Raw genomic sequence first — 17,482 nt, 5'->3', positions numbered from 1 at the left:
CTCTGTTCGGACAACGGGTGGCAGAAGCTAACATTTCACAGACGCATCGGTCAGGCCGAAAGTTCGCATGGCAACGTGCAGCATCAGGGAATCGAAAATCACATTAACGCGCCTGCGCAAACACCTCAGCCACCCAATCCACAAACACCCGTACCCGTGGCGACATGTGCCGGTTATGGGGATAGACGACCGACACCGGCATCGGCGGTGGCGGCATGGACACCAGAACCTCCTGGATCAGGCCCTGCCGGATCGGCTCCTTCATCCGGTAATGCGGGCATTGGATCAGGCCCATGCCGGCAATCGCCGAAGCGGCGTAGATCTCCGCGCCGGACACTGACAACGTGCCCCCGATCGACACTTTCTTGAGTTCGCCGTCGACCATGAACTCGAACGGATACAGCTTGGCGGTGGTGCGCGAGACGTAATTCACCGCCTTGTGGTGTTTCAAATCATCGAGGCTTTTGGGTTCGCCGTACTGGCGCAAATAAGCGGGGCTGGCGCAGGTGATCTGCCGAAGATTGGCGACGCGCCGGCCGATCAGTGACGAATCTGCCAACGTGCCGGAGCGCACGACGCAGTCGACGCCCTCGGCAATCAGGTCGACAAACCGATCCGCCTCGCTGATGAACAGTTCTATTTCCGGATAGCGGGCCATGAATTGCGGCAACGCCGGGATGACGAAATATCGCGCCTGCGTTCCGTGCAGGTCCACCCTGAGTTTACCTTTGGGCGCCACGCTGCGGAACGCCAGTTCGGCTTCTTCCAGCTCGGCCAGCAATTGCACGCAGCGCGGGTAATAGGCTTCGCCATCAAGGGTGGGACGTACCTTGCGGGTGCTGCGCTCCAGCAGGCGCACCCCTAGCCAGGCTTCGAACTGATTGAGCGTGTGGGTCAGCGTCGCCCGGGGCATGTTCAGGTCTTCGGCGGCCAGGGTGAAGCTGCTGCGCTCGTAGATGCGGACAAATACCCTCATCGCCTTGACCTGGTCCATCTGAATTCCACGCCCCGATTGTTGATGAATATTGAACAGTCAAGGCAACTCTCGTGCATTTATCGCCACGAGTAAACATGTGAATCTGCCTTCAACCCAATCACCACACCTCAAGGGATTTCTCGCCATGACTGTCCAAGACTCCAAAGTTGCCATCGTGACCGGCGCCTCCCGTGGCATCGGCGCGCAACTGGCCAAGCAATTGGCCAGCGACGGTTTCGCCGTCGCCATCAACTTCGCCAGCAGTGCCACCGAAGCCTCCAGGCTGGTCGTGCAATTACGCCAGGCCGGACACCAGGCCATAGCGGTAAAGGCCGATGTGTCGGTTGCCGCCGATGTCAGCCGGATGTTTGATGAGGTCGAAGCGCAACTGGGCAAGGTCGATGTATTGATCAACAACGCCGGCATCCTCCAGGTCATGCCCTTGGCGCAGCACAGCGATGAATTGTTCGACCGCACGTTTGCCATCAATACGCGCGGCACCTTCAATACCTTGCGCGAAGCCGCGACCCGGCTGAACGACGGCGGCCGCATCATCAACTTCTCCAGCAGCACCGTGGGCCTGAACCTGCCTGGCTATTCGGTGTATATCGCCAGCAAGGCCGCGGTGGAATCCCTGACCCAGGTGTTTGCCAAGGAACTGCGCGGGCGCCAGATCACGGTCAATGCCGTGGCCCCGGGGCCGGTCGCCACCGAGTTGTTCATGCACGGCAAAAGCGAAGAGCAGGTGCAGCACTACGCGAAGATGCCGCCCTTGGAGCGCCTCGGCCAGCCGGAAGACATTGCCAGCATCGTCTCCTTCCTGGTCAGCCCGGCCGCAGGCTGGGTGAACGGCCAGGTCCTGCGAGCCAACGGCGGGCTGGTCTGAGGCACCACTCGATCAGCGCACCAGATGCAGGAACTGCATGTGCCGCTCGTACTGGTCGAGAATGTCGTTGATGACCTGTTCCCTGGAATAGCCCACCAGATCGTAATCCTGGCTGCCTTCGCTCAGGTGCACCTCGGCACGGTAATAGCGTCGATTGTTGATTTGCTTGGAGCCCATGCCACCCCGGGCGAAGGACGGCGTGAAGTAGCCGCGCATCTGCACTTGGTAGATGAACGGATGCTGCTCGCCGTGGCCGATTTCCAGACTGACGCTGTCGTTGGCCGGGTCTGGCTGGGTCATCACCGCCAGGCCTTTTTCAGCGAATACCGTTTTAACCTCTTCGATGGCCGGACGCACCGTGGTGTTCAGGAAACGATACACCTCGTCGCGAGAGGGGAAATGCACAGCCTGGCTCAGGCGCTGGCGCCAGCCACCCGTGCCCCGGCGAGAAGCCGCCACCGGCGCGAGGGAATGCAGTTGCGCAATCTGCTTCTGGGATTCGAGATAGAACGCCTTGTGCAGCCCCCACATCATCAGCAACAGGATCATCGAGAACGGCAACGACGTCAGCACCACCGCCGACTTGAGCGCGTCAATGCTGCCGGAAAACAGCAAGGCACTGGTCACCAGGGCCGTCATCGCCCCCCAGAACACCCGCAGCCATTTCGGCCCATCTTCATCGGGGCTGCCACCCTTGGCCGACAACGTCGAAAGCACCACGGTGCCGGAGTCGGCGGACGTGACAAAAAACACGAAGCTGATAAACACCGTGACCGCAATCACCGTCTTGCTCCACGGATAGGTTTCCAGCAGCAGATACAGACTCATCGACGGGTTTTCCAGGGCGGACATGCCCAGGGCGCTCATGCCGTGGTTCAGCACCTGATCGAGGGCGCTGTTGCCGAAAATCGACATCCACGCCAGGGTGAAGCCCAGGGGAATCAACAACACGCCAAACACGAATTCGCGGATCGTACGGCCACGGGAAATCCGTGCGATAAACAGCCCCACGAAGGGTGACCAGGCGATCCACCAGGCCCAATAGAAAACGGTCCAGCCACCCAGCCAGTCACTGGGCTTGTTGTAGGCATACAGGTCGAAACTCTTCATCGGCAGCGCGCCGAGGTAATCGCCCAGGTTCTGCATCAGGGTGTTGAGCAAATGCTGCGTCGGCCCGGCAAACAGCACGAACAGCAACAGCGCGCAGGCCAGCAGCATGTTGATATCGGACATGACCCGCACGCCCTTGTCGACCCCCGCCACCGCGACGATGATCGCCGCGCCCATCATCAGAACGATCAGCCCAACCTGGATCCACTGGGTGTGAGCGATGCCGAACAGGTAGTCCAACCCGGAATTGAGGTGCAAGACGCCGAAGCCCATGTCCGCGCCCAGGCCGAACACGGTCGCGATGATGCCGAAGCCGTCCACCGCGTAACCGATCGGACCGTTGATGCGCTTGCCGATCAGCGGGTACAACGCGGACCGCAAGGCCAGCGGCAAATTGTGCCGGTAGGCGAAGTACGCCAGGGCCATGCCCACGAACGCAAAGACGCCCCAGCCGTGCAAGCCCCAGTGCAGGAACAGGATCTGCATGGCCTGGCGCGCCGCATCAGCCGTACCGGCCTCGCCTTGGGGCGGCTGGGCCAGATGAGTCAGCGGCTCGGAAACGCAAAAGAAGAACAACGTGATGCTGATTCCGGCGGCGAACAACATGCCGGCCCAAGACAGATAACTGAATTCGGGTTCGTCGTGATCGGCACCAAGCTTGATCTTGCCGTAGCCGGACAACGCGGTGACCACGACGAAAATCAAATACAGGGTCATCGCCAGCAAGTAGTACCAACCGACCGTGTTGGCCGCCCAGTTCTGGGCTGCCAACAGCCATGCGCCGGCCTGCTGGGGCATGGCGATGACAACCAGGCCGAACAGCAGGATAAAGGCCGCCGAGAAGTAGAACACCGGCGGATTCATGCGGACCGCGCCGCTGGATGGGAGGGGCGAAGTGCTCATCGAACAAGCACCTCGCGAAGAGAAGCAGTGACGTGGGTAAACGGACTCGGCAAAGGCAAGCCTCCTGTTGTGAGCGGGCAGCAAACCAATGGTTTAACTTGGATGAACGTTCAAGTTAAACATGAATAGCTAGCTAAGGACTAATCGCAGAGCCCAACGGTACGTTTCCTACGCTAGCCCATGGCAGGGTATGACGTTGTCTGGCGCGCATTCGTTCAGTGTCGACACGAACCCTGCGATCCAATCCCGGTTGCCCCTGAATATCCGCATGCCTATAGTCAGACATCGCCTACAACCAGTACGGACCCATGATCAAAGAACGGCTGTCTCGCTTTCATCGTCTCGACCTGCTCGGCCAACCGACACCGTTGGAAAAACTTGAACGCCTCTCCCAGTGGCTCGGCCGCGAGATCTACGTCAAGCGCGACGACCTGACGCCCATGGCGCTGGGCGGCAACAAGCTGCGCAAACTTGAGTACCTGGGTGCCGACGCGCTGGCCCAGGGTGCTGACACGCTCATCACCGCCGGAGCGATCCAGTCCAACCATGTCCGCCAGACGGCCGCCCTGGCCGCGAAGTTAGGCCTGGGTTGCGTGGCGCTGCTGGAAAACCCCATCGGCACCGAGGACAGTAATTACCTGGGTAACGGCAACCGCCTCCTGCTTGAGTTGTTCGATGCGAAAGTCGAGTTGGTGGATAACCTAGATAACGCCGACGAACAATTACAGGCCCTCGCCGGTCGCCTACGCAGCAACGGAAAAAAGCCTTACCTGGTGCCGATTGGTGGTTCGAACGCCTTGGGCGCACTGGGCTACGTACGTGCGGGCCTGGAACTGGCCGAACAGATCAAGGACACCGGCATCGACTTTGCCGCCGTCGTGCTGGCCTCGGGCAGCGCCGGAACCCACAGCGGCCTGGCGCTGGCCCTGAGCGAAAGCCTGCCGGCGCTTGCGGTCATCGGCGTGACGGTTTCACGCAGCGAGGAAGACCAGTTTCCGAAGGTCCAGGGTTTGGCCGAGCGCACGGCGCAATTGCTCGACGTCGCCTTGCCCGAGGCATTCAAGGTGATCCTGTGGGACGAATATTTTGCCCCCCGCTATGGCGAGCCGAATGCCGGGACCTTGGCGGCGGTCAAGCTGTTGGCGAGCCAGGAAGGCCTGTTGCTCGATCCGGTGTACACCGGCAAGGCGATGGCAGGCTTGCTCGACGGCATCGGCCGCGGCCGCTTTGACGAGGGCCCGATCATTTTCCTGCACACCGGCGGTGCGCCAGCATTGTTTGCCTATGGCGCAGCGTTCCAGAGCTAGTCAGAACACCGGTGGAAGCGAGCAAGCGTATTTGCCGCGAGACGTCCAGGCCGCTTTAAGGCAGGATGTGGCAATCTTTTCGAAGCGCGGCTGCGCCTTATCTCAGCCAAAATAACCTCTTCATAAGAAAACACAGGGGCTTGTCATGAATTTTTCCGCATTACGTCGCAACCTGTTGGTGGGTTCGCTGGGCCTGGCATTGAGCGCCGGCCTGTTGGGGCAGGCGGTTGCCGGTGAGCAACTGCAGAAAATCAAGGATGCCGGTGAAATCAAGATCGGCCTGGAAGGCACTTATCCACCGTTCAGTTTCGTGGATGAGCAAGGAAAGCTGACCGGTTTCGAAGTGGAGTTTTCCGAAGCTCTCGCCAAGGAACTGGGTGTGAAGGTCAAGCTGCAGACCACCCCATGGGCGGGCATTCTCGCGGCGTTGGAATCCAAGCGGCTGGACGCTGTGGTCAACCAGGTGACCATCTCCGAGGAACGTAAGAAAAAATACGATTTCTCCGAGCCGTACACCGTTTCCGGGATTCAAGCGCTGGTCCTGACCAAGAAAGCAGCCAAACTGAAAATCAAATCGGCTGCTGACCTAGGCGGTATAAAAGTCGGCGTTGGCTTGGGCACCAATTATGAACAGTGGGTCAAAGCCAACGTACCCACCGCCGATGTGCGCACCTACGAAGATGACCCGACCAAATTCCAGGATCTGCGCGTAGGCCGCATTGACGCCATCCTGATCGATCGCCTGGCCGCGCTGGAATACGCCAAGAAAGCCAAGGACACGACGGCCGCTGGCGAAGCCTTCTCTCGCCAGGAATCCGGTATTGCCCTGCGCAAAGGCGAGCCTGAGCTGCTGGCCGCCGTGAACAAAGCCATCGAAAAACTTCGCGCCGACGGTACGCTGAAAAAACTCTCGGAAAAATATTTCGACGCTGACGTCACTCAATAATGGAAGCAGCACTTCAACTCGCACTGGACTCCGCGCCCTTCTTGCTCAAGGGCGCGTACTACACGGTCATCCTCAGCCTCGGCGGCATGTTCTTCGGCTTGCTGCTGGGGTTCGGCCTGGCGCTGATGCGCCTGTCGCGTCTCAAGGTGATCAACTGGATCGCCCGCATGTACGTGTCGTTCTTTCGCGGCACGCCATTGCTCGTGCAGTTATTCCTGATCTACTACGGATTGCCGCAGCTGGGCCTCGAACTTGATCCACTGCCGGCGGCGCTTATCGGGTTCTCGCTGAACATGGGGGCCTATGCGTGTGAAATCCTGCGGGCCGCCATCAGTTCCATCGAGCGCGGCCAGTGGGAAGCGGCGGCGAGTATCGGCATGACCCGCGCCCAGACCCTGCGCCGGGCCATCCTGCCGCAAGCCGCACGCACGGCCCTGCCACCGCTGGGCAACAGCTTCATTTCCCTGGTCAAGGACACCGCGCTGGCGGCGACCATCCAGGTACCGGAGCTGTTCCGCCAGGCGCAGTTGATCACCGCCCGCACCTTCGAAATCTTCACCATGTATCTTGCCGCCGCGCTGATCTACTGGGTTCTTGCCACCGTGCTTTCGCACCTGCAGAACGTATTGGAAGCCCGGGTCAATCGGCACGACCAGGAGTCCTGACCCATGATTGTCGTGGAAAAGCTGACAAAGCAGTTCAAGGGTCAGGTGGTGCTCAATGGCATCGACTTGAAGATCGAAGAAGGCGAGGTGGTTGCGATCATCGGCCCCAGTGGTTCGGGCAAGACGACGTTCCTGCGCTGCCTGAATTTCCTTGAAGAGCCAACCAGCGGCCGGATCAAGGTCGGCGACATCGAGATCGATGGCAGTCGCCCACTGAGCCAGCAGCAGGGCCTGGTGCGTCGTTTGCGCCAGCAGGTGGGCTTCGTGTTCCAGAACTTCAACCTGTTCCCCCACCGCACTGCCCTGGAGAACGTCACCGAAGGCCCGATCGTGGTGAAAAAAACGCCGCGTACCGATGCCGAGACCCTGGGTCGCAAGCTACTGGCAAAGGTCGGGTTGGCCGGCAAGGAAAACGCTTATCCGAGGCGCCTGTCCGGTGGCCAGCAACAGCGCGTGGCGATTGCCCGGGCGTTGGCGATGGAACCTGCGGTGATTCTCTTCGACGAACCAACCTCCGCGCTCGACCCGGAACTGGTGGGTGAAGTACTGGCAACCATTCGCGGCTTGGCCGAAGAAAAGCGCACCATGATCATCGTGACGCACGAGATGGGTTTCGCCCGGGACGTGGCAAACCGCGTGGTCTTCTTCGATAAAGGCGTGATCGTCGAACAAGGCGAAGCCAAGGCATTGTTCGAAGCACCAAAAGAAGAGCGTACTCGACAGTTTCTCAGCAAGTTCCTCTCAGCCGGTCACGGCGCACAGTAAGTTAGCCACACCGCCATTACTTCCATGGACGGAAGTAAGGCCATCTGCAAGCCATCGAAATATTCCTGGCCATACTTCAACCCCCGCCTCTCTCAACTTAACTTATCAAGTGAACATCTTGCGCCAATACTGGCCAGCTCCGCTTCCAACCTATCGAAGCCCCAACTCCGGCGCCCCGAGGAAAAGTACGCCGAGCAACACGTATTCGTAACAGCAGCGCGTAGGACATTTCTGAAGCCGGACATAATCAACTTTTGCGCAAGCGCCTCTATTGACACTGAAACTCTCTAACCTATATCTAGATGCAAACAGGCGGAGCACATTATCTATTTCAACAGAGTTGGATGAGCCAACACACAACCAACCTAAGTAACTCAATAATGCGATAGTTATTTACGCCTCTTATCTTTCCGGAACGTAGTGCGTTTAGACATCAAGGAGAACACCATGACATGTACGTCACCTATCCCTGAATTGGCCGCGCCCACCTTGGCCAGTAGCGGCATCAATATCACCAGCGCCGCGCACCTGGAGGTCATCGTTGCGCCCTACCCCCGCATGGACGCAGGCGATTTGCTCGAATTGTTCTGGGACAACTGCTTCGTCGGCTCACGCCTGCTTACCGAGACGGACGTGCATGACAGCATCCGCTTGCGGGTTCCGGAGAGCTTCATCGTCAACGGGACCTCCCACGTTCACTACCGTGTCATGCAAATCGGACGAGGGCCGGCGCTCTCTGCAGCGCGACAGGTTCAGGTCAAGCTGGACTGCCCCGGTGGTCAACCCTCTGCCTTGACCGGTGATGAGAACCAGAGCCTGGCGCCGGTGCGGATTCCTCAAGCCATCCGCCGCCAAGGCGTGAACCCGAACCAGATCAAACGTGGCGTGCCGCTGACCATCGAGCCCTACCTGAACATGGCCGCCGACGATGCGATTACCGTGCGCTGGGGCGACGTGCGCATGGACCTGCCGGGGATAAAACCTTGCGAGGTAGGCCAACCGGTCCACGTCTGGGTGCCGCCGGAAATCATCATGGAAGCAGGCGAGGACCTGCGCCTGGAAGTGACCTATTGCATCATCGACCGCGTGGGCAACAACTCCCGCTGGGCTCCGCCGCGGACACTGAAAATCGGCTGTACGAACCCGTATCTGAAAAACCCGCCGAAAGCGCCGCTCATGGCCGCTGAACCGCGACACCGGGCGCCTTGATGCTTTTCTCGTGCAGTCGTCTCCGTGCAGGCTGCACCGGGTGACAAATCCAGCCTATGGATATTCCTAAAGGTTAGTTCAAAAACCGTATTTACACGTTTAGGGTATATAAACCGGACCACCGGACATTCTTGATTTTGGTCGCCGCGTTCATCGCAGCGTTTTCTTGAGATGTGAGGTGGATATGGTACGGGTCACAATCACCCCAATGCAGGGCGCCAAGGCTCTGCGTGCAGCCACGGAGTGGCTGTGATGTCCGATTTGGCCCAGGCAAAAATCCAGAGCGACCTAGACATCGCTCCACCATTGTTGCCGCCCCAGGTGCTGCGCACTGATGCCGAGGCGATCAGGGCGGCTCATGACCTGGCGCAAGTGGCGCGCCAGCACGCCGCGCGTCGCGACCAGCAACGCAAGCTGCCCTGGACGGAAATCGAGCAATTCACCCGCAGCGGGCTCGGCAGTATTGCCATGCCTCGTGAGTACGGGGGGCCGCAAGTCTCCTGCGTCACGATTGCCGACGTGTTCGCAATCATTTCCGCAGCCGATCCGGCCCTCGGTCAAATTCCCCAGAACCAGTTCGGCGTGCTCCAACTGATTCTTGCCACGGGCACCGAGCGACAAAAGAGAATTCTTCTGCAGAGCGTGCTCGAAGGCTGGCGCATCGGCAATGCCGGACCGGAACGTGGCACCCGCGACACCTTGGAACTCAAGGCACGGATCACGGCTGACGGTAACGGCTTTGTCATCAACGGGCAGAAGTTCTATTCCACCGGTGCGCTGTTCGCCCATTGGGTCGCCGTCAAGGCTTTGAATGAAGAGGGTCGCCAGGTATTGGCGTTCGTGCGGCGCGGCACACCAGGCCTGCGGATCGTCGATGACTGGTCGGGCTTCGGCCAACGCACCACGGCCAGCGGCACGGTGCTGCTCAACAACGTACGGGTCGACGCCGAGCTGGTGTTGGACAACTGGCGCATCAATGAAACACCCAACGTTCAAGGCGCATTCTCGCAACTGATCCAGGCCGCGATTGACCTGGGCATCGCCCGTGGCGCCATCGACGATGCGATCGACTTCGTTCGTGAACGCTCCCGACCCTGGATCGACGCCCACGTCGAGCGGGCCAGCGACGACCTGTACGTCATCGCCGATGTCGGCAAGCTGAAGATCGAACTGCACGCCGCCGAGGCGTTGCTGCGCAAGGCCGGGCAGGTGCTTGACCTGGTCAACGCCGCGCCTGTCACTGAACAGTCCGCGGCTCGCGCCTCGATAGCCGTGGCCGAAGCCAAGGTGCTGACTACCGAGATTGCCCTGCAAGCCAGCGAAAAGCTCTTCGAGCTGGCCGGCAGCCGCGCCACCCTTGCTGAATTCAACCTCGATCGCCACTGGCGAAACGCGCGGGTCCACACCCTGCACGACCCGGTGCGCTGGAAGTACCACGCGGTTGGCGACTACCGCCTGAACGGCACCTTGCCGGCCCGGCATTCCTGGATCTGACGACCCGACAACTGGAGCAGCATATGACGCTTTCCCAACACGTCGCGGTGATCACCAGCGATGAACAAGCCCTGATCGTCGCCAGCGACCTGGCCGATGACTTCAAGCGCGACAGTGCCCTGCGCGACCGCGAGCGGCGCCTGCCCCTTCCGGAGCTGGAAGCGTTCACCCGCTCGGGCTTGTGGGGCATCAGCGTGCCCAAGGCCTATGGCGGCGCAGGCGTATCCAACATCACGCTGGCCAGAGTCATCGCACTGATTTCCCAAGCCGACGGCTCGCTCGGCCAGATTCCGCAAAATCATTTCTATGCATTGGAAGTGCTGCGGGTCAACGGCAACGAAGCCCAGAAACGGCGGCTGTACGCCGAAGTCCTGTCCGGCCAGCGTTTCGGCAATGCCCTGGCGGAGCTCGGGACCCGGACCGCCCACGACCGCATCACCCAGCTGCGTCGCGACGGCGACGGCTACCGCATCGATGGCCGCAAGTTCTACGCCACCGGGGCAATCTATGCCCAGCGCATCCCCACCTCGGTGGTGGACGAGGACGGGGTGCAACAGCTGGCGTTCGTCCCGCGTGACAGCAAAGGCCTGACGGTGATCGACGATTGGAGCGGGTTTGGCCAGCGCACCACGGGCAGCGGCTCGGTGGTCTTCGAGGATGTGCATGTGAGTGCCGAAGACATCGTGCCGTTCCAGAGTGCCTTCGAGCGTCCGACGCCGGTCGGCCCGCTGGCGCAGATTCTCCATGCGGCTATCGACACCGGCATCGCCCGCGCCGCCTACGAAGATGCCCTGCATTTTGTCCGCAGCAAAACCCGGCCATGGATCGACGCCACCAGCGACGTCGCCACTCAGGACCCGCATACCCTCAAGAGCTTTGGCCACCTGAGCATTCGCCTGCACGCCGCCGAAGCGCTGCTGGAGCGTGCCGGTGAATTTCTCGACCGCGCCCAGGCCGAGACGAACGCAAAGACCGTAGCAGCGGCCTCGATCGCCGTGGCCGAGGCACGGGCGATCAGCACGGAAATTTCCCTGGCCGCTGGCAGCACGCTGTTCGAACTGGCCGGCAGCCAGGCGACCCTGGCCGAACATGGCCTCGATCGTCACTGGCGCAACGCCCGGGTGCACACCTCGCATGACCCGGTGCGCTGGAAATATCACGCAGTCGGCAACTTCTACCTCAACGATGAAAAACCGCCACTGCGGGGGACGATCTGATGGCGGCCGGCAAGAAAAAAATCCTCCTCAACGCGTTCAACATGAACTGCGTCGGGCACATCAACCATGGCCTGTGGACCCATCCGCAGGATACTTCGACCCAGTACAACACCCTTGAATACTGGACCGGGCTGGCCCAGCTGTTGGAGCGCGGCTTGTTCGACGGGTTATTCATCGCCGATATCGTCGGGGTCTACGACGTCTACCAGCAGTCGGTGGATGTCACGCTGAAAGAGTCGATCCAATTGCCGGTCAACGACCCATTGCTGCTGCTGTCGGCAATGGCCGCCGTGACGAAACACCTCGGCTTCGGCCTCACGGCCAACCTGACCTACGAACCGCCGTACCTGTTCGCCCGGCGCATGAGCACGCTGGATCACCTGAGCCGCGGCCGGGTCGGCTGGAATATCGTCACGGGTTATCTGGACAGCGCCGCCAAGGCCATGGGCCTCACTGCGCAAGTCGAGCACGACCGCCGCTACGACCAGGCAGACGAATATCTGCAAGTGCTCTACAAGCTATGGGAAGGCAGCTGGGAAGACGAGGCGGTCATCAACGATCGCGAGCAGCGGATTTATGCCCAGCCAGAAAAGGTGCACATGGTCCGGCATCAGGGCGAGTTCTATCAGGTCGAAGGCTATCACCTCTGTGAACCGTCGCCACAGCGCACCCCCGTGCTGTTCCAGGCCGGCAGCTCCGAGCGGGGCCTGCTGTTCGCCGGGCGCCACGCCGAATGCGTGTTCATCAGCGGCCAGGACAAGCCTGCGACCAAGGTCCAGGTGGACAAGGTCCGCGCCAGCGCCCTCGCGGCCAGGCGCAATGCCGATGACATCAAAGTGTTCATGGGCCTGAACGTGATCGTCGCCGAGACCGAAGCGGCAGCCTGGGCCAAGCATGCCGAGTACTTGAGCTACGCCAGCGCCGAGGCCGGGGTGGCGCATTTCTCTGCCTCCACGGGCATCGATTTTTCCGAGTACGCACTCGATGAACCGATCCAATACGTGAAAAGCAACGCCATCCAATCCGCCACCAAGACCCTGCAGAACAACGACTGGACCCGCCGCAAGCTGCTGGAGCAACACGCCTTGGGCGGTCGTTACATCACGGTGGTCGGCTCGCCCGAACAGGTCGCCGACGAGTTGGAATCGTGGATTGCCGAGACCGGCCTCGATGGTTTCAACCTGACCCGCATCGTCACGCCGCAAAGTTACGTGGACTTCATCGACCTGGTGATTCCCGAGCTGCAGCGACGCGGGTCGTACAAGACCGAATATGGCAGCGGCACCCTGCGGGAAAAACTGTTTCACGCAGAAGCGCGACTACCCGACCAACACACCGGTTCAAGCTACCGCCACGAAGGCGCATGACTCAATCAAGCAATGACTGGAGCATCCGACATGACCAAGCACTTCCTTATCCTGCCAGTCAACGTACTGGCCCTGGCCTTCAGCCTTTTCAGCCCGACGCTGTTCGCCGCCGACGCCCCGTTGAAAATCGGCACCACTGCCGCCTTCGCCATTCCTTTGGAGGCCGCCGTCGAAGAAGCTGACAAACAAGGCCTGAAAGTCGAACTGGTGGAGTTCAGCGACTGGATCGCACCGAACGTCAGCCTCGCCTCGGGTGACATCGATGTGAATTATTTCCAGCACATCCCCTTCCTGGAAAACGCCAAGGCCGCCGCCGGTTTCGAGCTGGTGCCGTTCGCGCCGGGAATCATCAATAACGTCGGTCTCTATTCGAAGAACTACAAAAGCTTCGATGAGCTGCCCGAGGGCGCCAGTGTCGCCATTGCCAACGACCCGATCAACAGCGGTCGCGGCTTGCAGCTGCTGGCCAAGGCCGGGCTTATCCAGCTCAAGCCGGGGGTAGGCTACAAAGCCACGGAAGACGACATCATTGCCAATCCAAAAAAACTCAAGATCCTGCAAGTCGAAGCCGTGCAGCTGGTGCGCGCCTATGAAGACGCCGACCTGGTGCAGGGCTATCCGGCCTATATCCGCCTGGCGAACACCTTTGACGCAACGTCTGCCCTGCTCTTCGATGGCCTCGATCATAAGGAATACGTCATCCAGTTCGTGATCCAGCCCAAGAGCAAGGATGATCCACGGCTGATCAAGTTCGTCGATATCTACCAACACTCGCCGGCCGTTCGCGCGGCGCTGGACAAGGCCCACGGCAAGCTCTACCAAGCCGGCTGGGAAGGCTGAGCATGAACGCCACCAACACGCAGCTAAAACAGCACCCCGTTGCGCCACGGGAAGCCGAACAGACCGAACTGCATCCGCAACTCAACCGCGCCCACGTACGTTTCATTGGCCTGGGCAAGACCTATCGGGGGGATCAGGGTCCGGTGGATGCGCTGCAGGGCATCGACCTGGCGATCCGGCATGGCGAGGTGTTCGGCATTATCGGCCGCAGTGGCGCGGGCAAATCCTCATTGATCCGCACCATCAACCGACTCGAACAGCCCACCAGCGGGCGAGTGTTGATCGATCAGGTGGACATCGGCACGTTCGATGAAGATCGCCTGGTGCAGCTGCGCCGCCGCGTCGGCATGATCTTCCAGCATTTCAACCTGATGTCGGCCAAGACAGTCTGGCAGAACGTTGAACTGCCTCTGAAAGTCGCGGGCGTGCCCAAGGAACAACGCCAGCGCAAAGTCCGCGAACTGTTGGAATTGGTCGGCTTGCAAGGCAAGCACGAGGCTTATCCGGCGCAACTCTCCGGCGGACAGAAGCAGCGCGTCGGGATTGCCAGGGCGCTGGTCCACGACCCGCAGATCCTGTTGTGCGACGAAGCGACCTCAGCGCTGGACCCGGAAACGACCCAATCAATCCTCAGCCTGCTTCGTGAGATCAATCAGCGGCTGGGCCTGACGATTGTGCTGATCACCCATGAGATGGCGGTGATCCGGGAAGTCTGCGACCGCGTGGTAGTGCTGGAACAGGGACGGATCGTCGAACAAGGCCCCGTCTGGGAGGTCTTCGGCAACCCGCAGCATGAGGTCAGCCGCACGCTCCTGGCGCCGCTGCAGCATGCGCTGCCCGATGAGTTGCACAAACGCCTGCGACCGCAGCCGACCTCGGCGGACGCAGCCACCGTGTTGCGCCTGCACTTCACCGGTCGCAGCGGCGATGAACCAGACCTCGCCGCCCTGTTCAGTGCCTTGGGCGGACGCGTGCGGCTGCTGCACGGCGGCATTGAAAGCATTCAAGGTCACGGGCTGGGGCAGTTGTTGCTGGCGGTGAGCGGCTCGTCATTGGGCGCCGAGCAATTGCGCAACCGCGCTGGCGATTGGGCACAACGGGTGGAGGTGCTGGGTTATGTGGTTTGACCGGTTGTTGCAGGGGTTTATCGACACGTTCCTGATGGTCGGCGTGTCGTCATTGATCGCGTTGTTGGCGGGTATTCCGCTGGCGGTGATCCTGGTCACCAGCGGCAAGGGCGGTATCTATGAAGCGCCCGCGCTGAACAAGGCCTTGGGCGGGTTTGTGAATCTGTTTCGCTCGATACCTTTCTTGATCCTGATGGTGGCGTTGATTCCGTTCACTCGATTGATCGTCGGCACCACCTACGGCGTATGGGCTGCAGTGGTGCCGCTGACTATCGCCGCCACGCCGTTTTTTGCCCGTATCGCAGAAGTCAGCCTGCGGGAGGTCGATCACGGCCTGATCGAAGCAGCCCAGGCCATGGGCTGCCGACGCTGGCACATCGTCTGGCATGTGCTGCTGCCCGAAGCACTGCCAGGAATTGTCGGCGGCTTTACCATCACTTTGGTGACCATGATCAACTCATCGGCCATGGCTGGTGCGATCGGCGCCGGTGGGCTGGGGGATATCGCCTACCGCTACGGTTACCAGCGCTTCGACAGCCAGGTCATGTTGACGGTCATCGTATTGCTGGTGGCACTGGTGGCGGTGATTCAACTCGGTGGGGATCGCCTGGCACGGGGGCTGAACAAGCGCTGAACGCAGGGTATCTGGAGACGAGCTTGCTCGCGATTGGCTGCGAAGCGACCCGCGGGCTTGCGGTATAGTCGGCTGACAATTCCCAGCCAAGCCAGCAATCATGAAACACACCGCCGACGACCTGCAGACCATCACCGCCACGACCCTGGGCCATTACAACGCCGTGGCGGACAGCTTTCGCGAAGGCACCCGCGATCATGACGTCAGCCAGAACATCGACGCCTTGCTGCGCCACATCCAAGGCCAGCCGCCGCTGCATATCCTCGATTTCGGCTGCGGTCCGGGGCGCGACCTGCGCACGTTCACGGCCATGGGCCATGTCGCGGTAGGCCTCGACGGTTCAGAAGAGTTCGCACGCATGGCCCGCCAGGACAGCGGCTGCGAGGTGTGGCAACAGGATTTCCTGCAACTGGATCTGCCGGCGGAGCGTTTCGACGGGATCTTCGCCAACGCCGTCCTGTTCCACATTCCGGTCCAAGAGCTGCCTCGCGTCCTCAAGCAATTGCATGCCACGCTCAAGCCTGGCGGCGTGCTGTTCAGCTCAAACCCCCGGGGCGAAAACCAGGAAGGCTGGAACGGCCAGCGCTTCGGCGCGTATCACGACCTCGACGCCTGGCGCACATTGCTCACGGAAGCAGGATTTCTGGAGCTGGAACATTACTACCGCCCGGCGGGGTTGCCGCGGGAGCAGCAGCCTTGGTTGGCGAGTGTGTGGCGTAAGGCTTGAAAACCATTCTGTAACGGATAGGCCGTGGTCCTGTGGCGAGGGAATTTATCCCCTCGCCACAGAGCTCGCGCTTGATTGCGGATCTCAATCCTGCTTGACCAACCACTTCTGCGACAACTGCTCCAGTCGCCCATCATCCTTGATCCGCGCCAACGCATTGTCCAAGCTGGCCTTGAACGCCGGATTGCCCTTCTGGAATGGAATCACCAGGTTCGGAGCCGGTCCTTTTTTCTCTTGCGGCTGGAAAGACTGCGCCAGGACCAGAGGCCGTTGCGCCTCATCCTTGCTCGCCAGCAATTGCGCATCCGGTTGGCTATAAGTGGCACTGGTGTCGAAACGTTCCGCCAGTTCCGGGGTCATTGCTATGTGGTTGATGGCGACGTCGTACTTGCCGCTTTCCACGCCGGACAGCAGATCAGCCTCATCGGTCACGACAAAATCAGGGCGGACATCGAGCTCACCCGCGAGCATCTCACCCAGTTCCACTTCGAAACCGGTGAGCTTGCCGTCCTCCTTGAAATTGAACGGCGCGGTATTGGCCTCAAGGGCGATTCGCAACTCGCCACGGTCGTTGACGTCATCGATCAGTTCCGCATGGGCCATAGGGCTCAACAGGGGTAGCAGGCAGATCAGGCCAGGCAGGAAACGCATGGTCACTCCTAGATTTATACAAGCGACGCTCGTTTCTGGCTCGCTTTGCTATGGTTGTTGCAGGCTTCGACAACGATTAGTCACGAAGTTGTCACGACTCGACGGTTTTATGGAAAAAGTGGAGTAAAAAATGAAAAGTTTTATGTCGCGTGCGGCGTTGGCCGGTTTGTTGCTCGGAACTTCAATGCTGGCAACAGCAGCAACCCCGGCGCCCAAAAATGCGGAAGTATTCATCGTTTCTCCTGAAGACGGCGCCACCGTCAGCCAAGAGTTCAAGGTCAAGTTCGGCGTCAAGGAAATCGCCCTGGCCCCGGCGGGCGACATGACAAAAAACACTGGCCATCACCATCTGCTGATCGACGTCGATGATCTACCGGCCGAAGGCGCGCCGATTCCGACCGATGCCCACCACATGCATTTCGGCAAGGCGCAAACCGAAGCAACGATCAAACTGGCACCGGGCAAACACACTCTGCAGTTGATTCTGGGCGACAGTGGCCATATGCCGTTCGACCCGTCGATCGTGTCCGAAAAGATTACGGTAAACGTGAAGTAACGCAGCACGGCGATCCAACGCCGGCCCCATTAGCGAGCTTGCTCGCTACCACAGGTTGGAGCTGTGCCCGAAAAAAAACGGGAGCCCTTTTCGGGGCTCCCG

General features: G+C 60.4%; 17 protein-coding genes. 14 read left to right on the top strand and 3 right to left on the bottom strand.

Annotation, left to right across the window (positions count from 1 at the left end; all coding sequences use genetic code 11):
- Nucleotides 1-103: 103 nt before the first annotated feature.
- Nucleotides 104-994 carry a LysR family transcriptional regulator gene (locus VQ575_RS01385; protein WP_325918915.1) on the bottom strand — a complete coding sequence of 297 codons (891 nt, stop codon included), beginning with the start codon at nucleotides 992-994 and terminating at the stop codon, nucleotides 104-106.
- A gap of 127 nt (nucleotides 995-1,121) precedes the next feature.
- Between VQ575_RS01385 and VQ575_RS01380 the strand changes: the two genes are divergently transcribed.
- On the top strand, nucleotides 1,122-1,862 hold the full coding sequence (locus VQ575_RS01380; RefSeq protein ID WP_039592633.1) for an SDR family oxidoreductase: 741 nt from the start codon (nucleotides 1,122-1,124) through the stop codon (nucleotides 1,860-1,862).
- Nucleotides 1,863-1,874: 12 nt separating this feature from the next.
- Here the strand turns inward: VQ575_RS01380 and betT are convergent, their stop codons facing one another.
- Nucleotides 1,875-3,836, bottom strand: a complete 1,962-nt coding sequence (gene betT, locus VQ575_RS01375; protein WP_325919863.1) for a choline transporter BetT — start codon at nucleotides 3,834-3,836, stop codon at nucleotides 1,875-1,877.
- A 347-nt stretch (nucleotides 3,837-4,183) separates the two neighbouring features.
- Here betT and VQ575_RS01370 point away from each other — a divergent pair, with 347 nt between their 5' ends.
- From VQ575_RS01370 to VQ575_RS01315, 12 genes are all read left to right on the top strand, one after another.
- Nucleotides 4,184-5,182 carry a D-cysteine desulfhydrase gene (locus VQ575_RS01370; protein WP_045154800.1) on the top strand — a complete coding sequence of 333 codons (999 nt, stop codon included), beginning with the start codon at nucleotides 4,184-4,186 and terminating at the stop codon, nucleotides 5,180-5,182.
- Nucleotides 5,183-5,327: 145 nt separating this feature from the next.
- Nucleotides 5,328-6,128 (top strand): cystine ABC transporter substrate-binding protein, encoded by an 801-nt coding sequence (gene tcyJ / locus VQ575_RS01365; RefSeq protein ID WP_325918913.1) that lies wholly within the window; start codon nucleotides 5,328-5,330, stop codon nucleotides 6,126-6,128.
- A complete protein-coding gene (gene tcyL / locus VQ575_RS01360) occupies nucleotides 6,128-6,793 on the top strand; it encodes a cystine ABC transporter permease (protein ID WP_039592629.1) in 666 nt (221 codons plus the stop codon). The genes tcyJ and tcyL overlap by 1 nt, the downstream gene beginning before the upstream one ends.
- A 3-nt stretch (nucleotides 6,794-6,796) precedes the next feature.
- Nucleotides 6,797-7,558: an L-cystine ABC transporter ATP-binding protein TcyN gene (tcyN, locus tag VQ575_RS01355; protein ID WP_325918911.1), complete on the top strand. Its 762-nt coding sequence runs from the start codon at nucleotides 6,797-6,799 to the stop codon at nucleotides 7,556-7,558.
- Nucleotides 7,559-8,005: 447 nt separating this feature from the next.
- Nucleotides 8,006-8,767, top strand: coding sequence for a hypothetical protein (locus VQ575_RS01350; protein WP_039592627.1), 762 nt, complete (start codon nucleotides 8,006-8,008; stop codon nucleotides 8,765-8,767).
- A 252-nt stretch (nucleotides 8,768-9,019) separates the two neighbouring features.
- Nucleotides 9,020-10,261: an SfnB family sulfur acquisition oxidoreductase gene (locus tag VQ575_RS01345; RefSeq protein WP_325918909.1), complete on the top strand. Its 1,242-nt coding sequence runs from the start codon at nucleotides 9,020-9,022 to the stop codon at nucleotides 10,259-10,261.
- 23 nt (nucleotides 10,262-10,284) lie between these two features.
- Nucleotides 10,285-11,478: an SfnB family sulfur acquisition oxidoreductase gene (locus VQ575_RS01340; protein ID WP_325918907.1), complete on the top strand. Its 1,194-nt coding sequence runs from the start codon at nucleotides 10,285-10,287 to the stop codon at nucleotides 11,476-11,478.
- Entirely contained in the window at nucleotides 11,478-12,845 is a 1,368-nt protein-coding gene (locus tag VQ575_RS01335) for an LLM class flavin-dependent oxidoreductase (protein WP_039592624.1), read from the top strand. The genes VQ575_RS01340 and VQ575_RS01335 overlap by 1 nt, the downstream gene beginning before the upstream one ends.
- 30 nt (nucleotides 12,846-12,875) lie before the next feature.
- A complete protein-coding gene (locus VQ575_RS01330) occupies nucleotides 12,876-13,685 on the top strand; it encodes a MetQ/NlpA family ABC transporter substrate-binding protein (RefSeq protein WP_045154794.1) in 810 nt (269 codons plus the stop codon).
- Nucleotides 13,686-13,687: 2 nt separating this feature from the next.
- A complete protein-coding gene (locus VQ575_RS01325) occupies nucleotides 13,688-14,812 on the top strand; it encodes a methionine ABC transporter ATP-binding protein (protein WP_325918905.1) in 1,125 nt (374 codons plus the stop codon).
- On the top strand, nucleotides 14,802-15,446 hold the full coding sequence (locus VQ575_RS01320; RefSeq protein WP_039592621.1) for a methionine ABC transporter permease: 645 nt from the start codon (nucleotides 14,802-14,804) through the stop codon (nucleotides 15,444-15,446). Before VQ575_RS01325 ends, VQ575_RS01320 begins: the two co-directional genes overlap by 11 nt.
- Nucleotides 15,447-15,546: 100 nt before the next feature.
- Nucleotides 15,547-16,173 carry a class I SAM-dependent methyltransferase gene (locus VQ575_RS01315; RefSeq protein WP_045154792.1) on the top strand — a complete coding sequence of 209 codons (627 nt, stop codon included), beginning with the start codon at nucleotides 15,547-15,549 and terminating at the stop codon, nucleotides 16,171-16,173.
- An 84-nt stretch (nucleotides 16,174-16,257) separates the two neighbouring features.
- Here VQ575_RS01315 and VQ575_RS01310 read toward each other — a convergent pair whose 3' ends face one another.
- Nucleotides 16,258-16,824: a transporter substrate-binding domain-containing protein gene (locus VQ575_RS01310; RefSeq protein ID WP_045154791.1), complete on the bottom strand. Its 567-nt coding sequence runs from the start codon at nucleotides 16,822-16,824 to the stop codon at nucleotides 16,258-16,260.
- Nucleotides 16,825-16,954: 130 nt separating this feature from the next.
- On the opposite strand from VQ575_RS01310, the gene VQ575_RS01305 reads away from it, so the two are divergent.
- On the top strand, nucleotides 16,955-17,380 hold the full coding sequence (locus tag VQ575_RS01305; RefSeq protein WP_039592618.1) for a DUF4399 domain-containing protein: 426 nt from the start codon (nucleotides 16,955-16,957) through the stop codon (nucleotides 17,378-17,380).
- Nucleotides 17,381-17,482 lie beyond the last annotated feature (102 nt).

The sequence above is a fragment of the Pseudomonas frederiksbergensis genome (assembly GCF_035751725.1).
GTDB classification, from domain to species: domain Bacteria; phylum Pseudomonadota; class Gammaproteobacteria; order Pseudomonadales; family Pseudomonadaceae; genus Aquipseudomonas; species Aquipseudomonas frederiksbergensis_A.
This window is presented reverse-complemented; position numbering and strand designations above follow the sequence as displayed.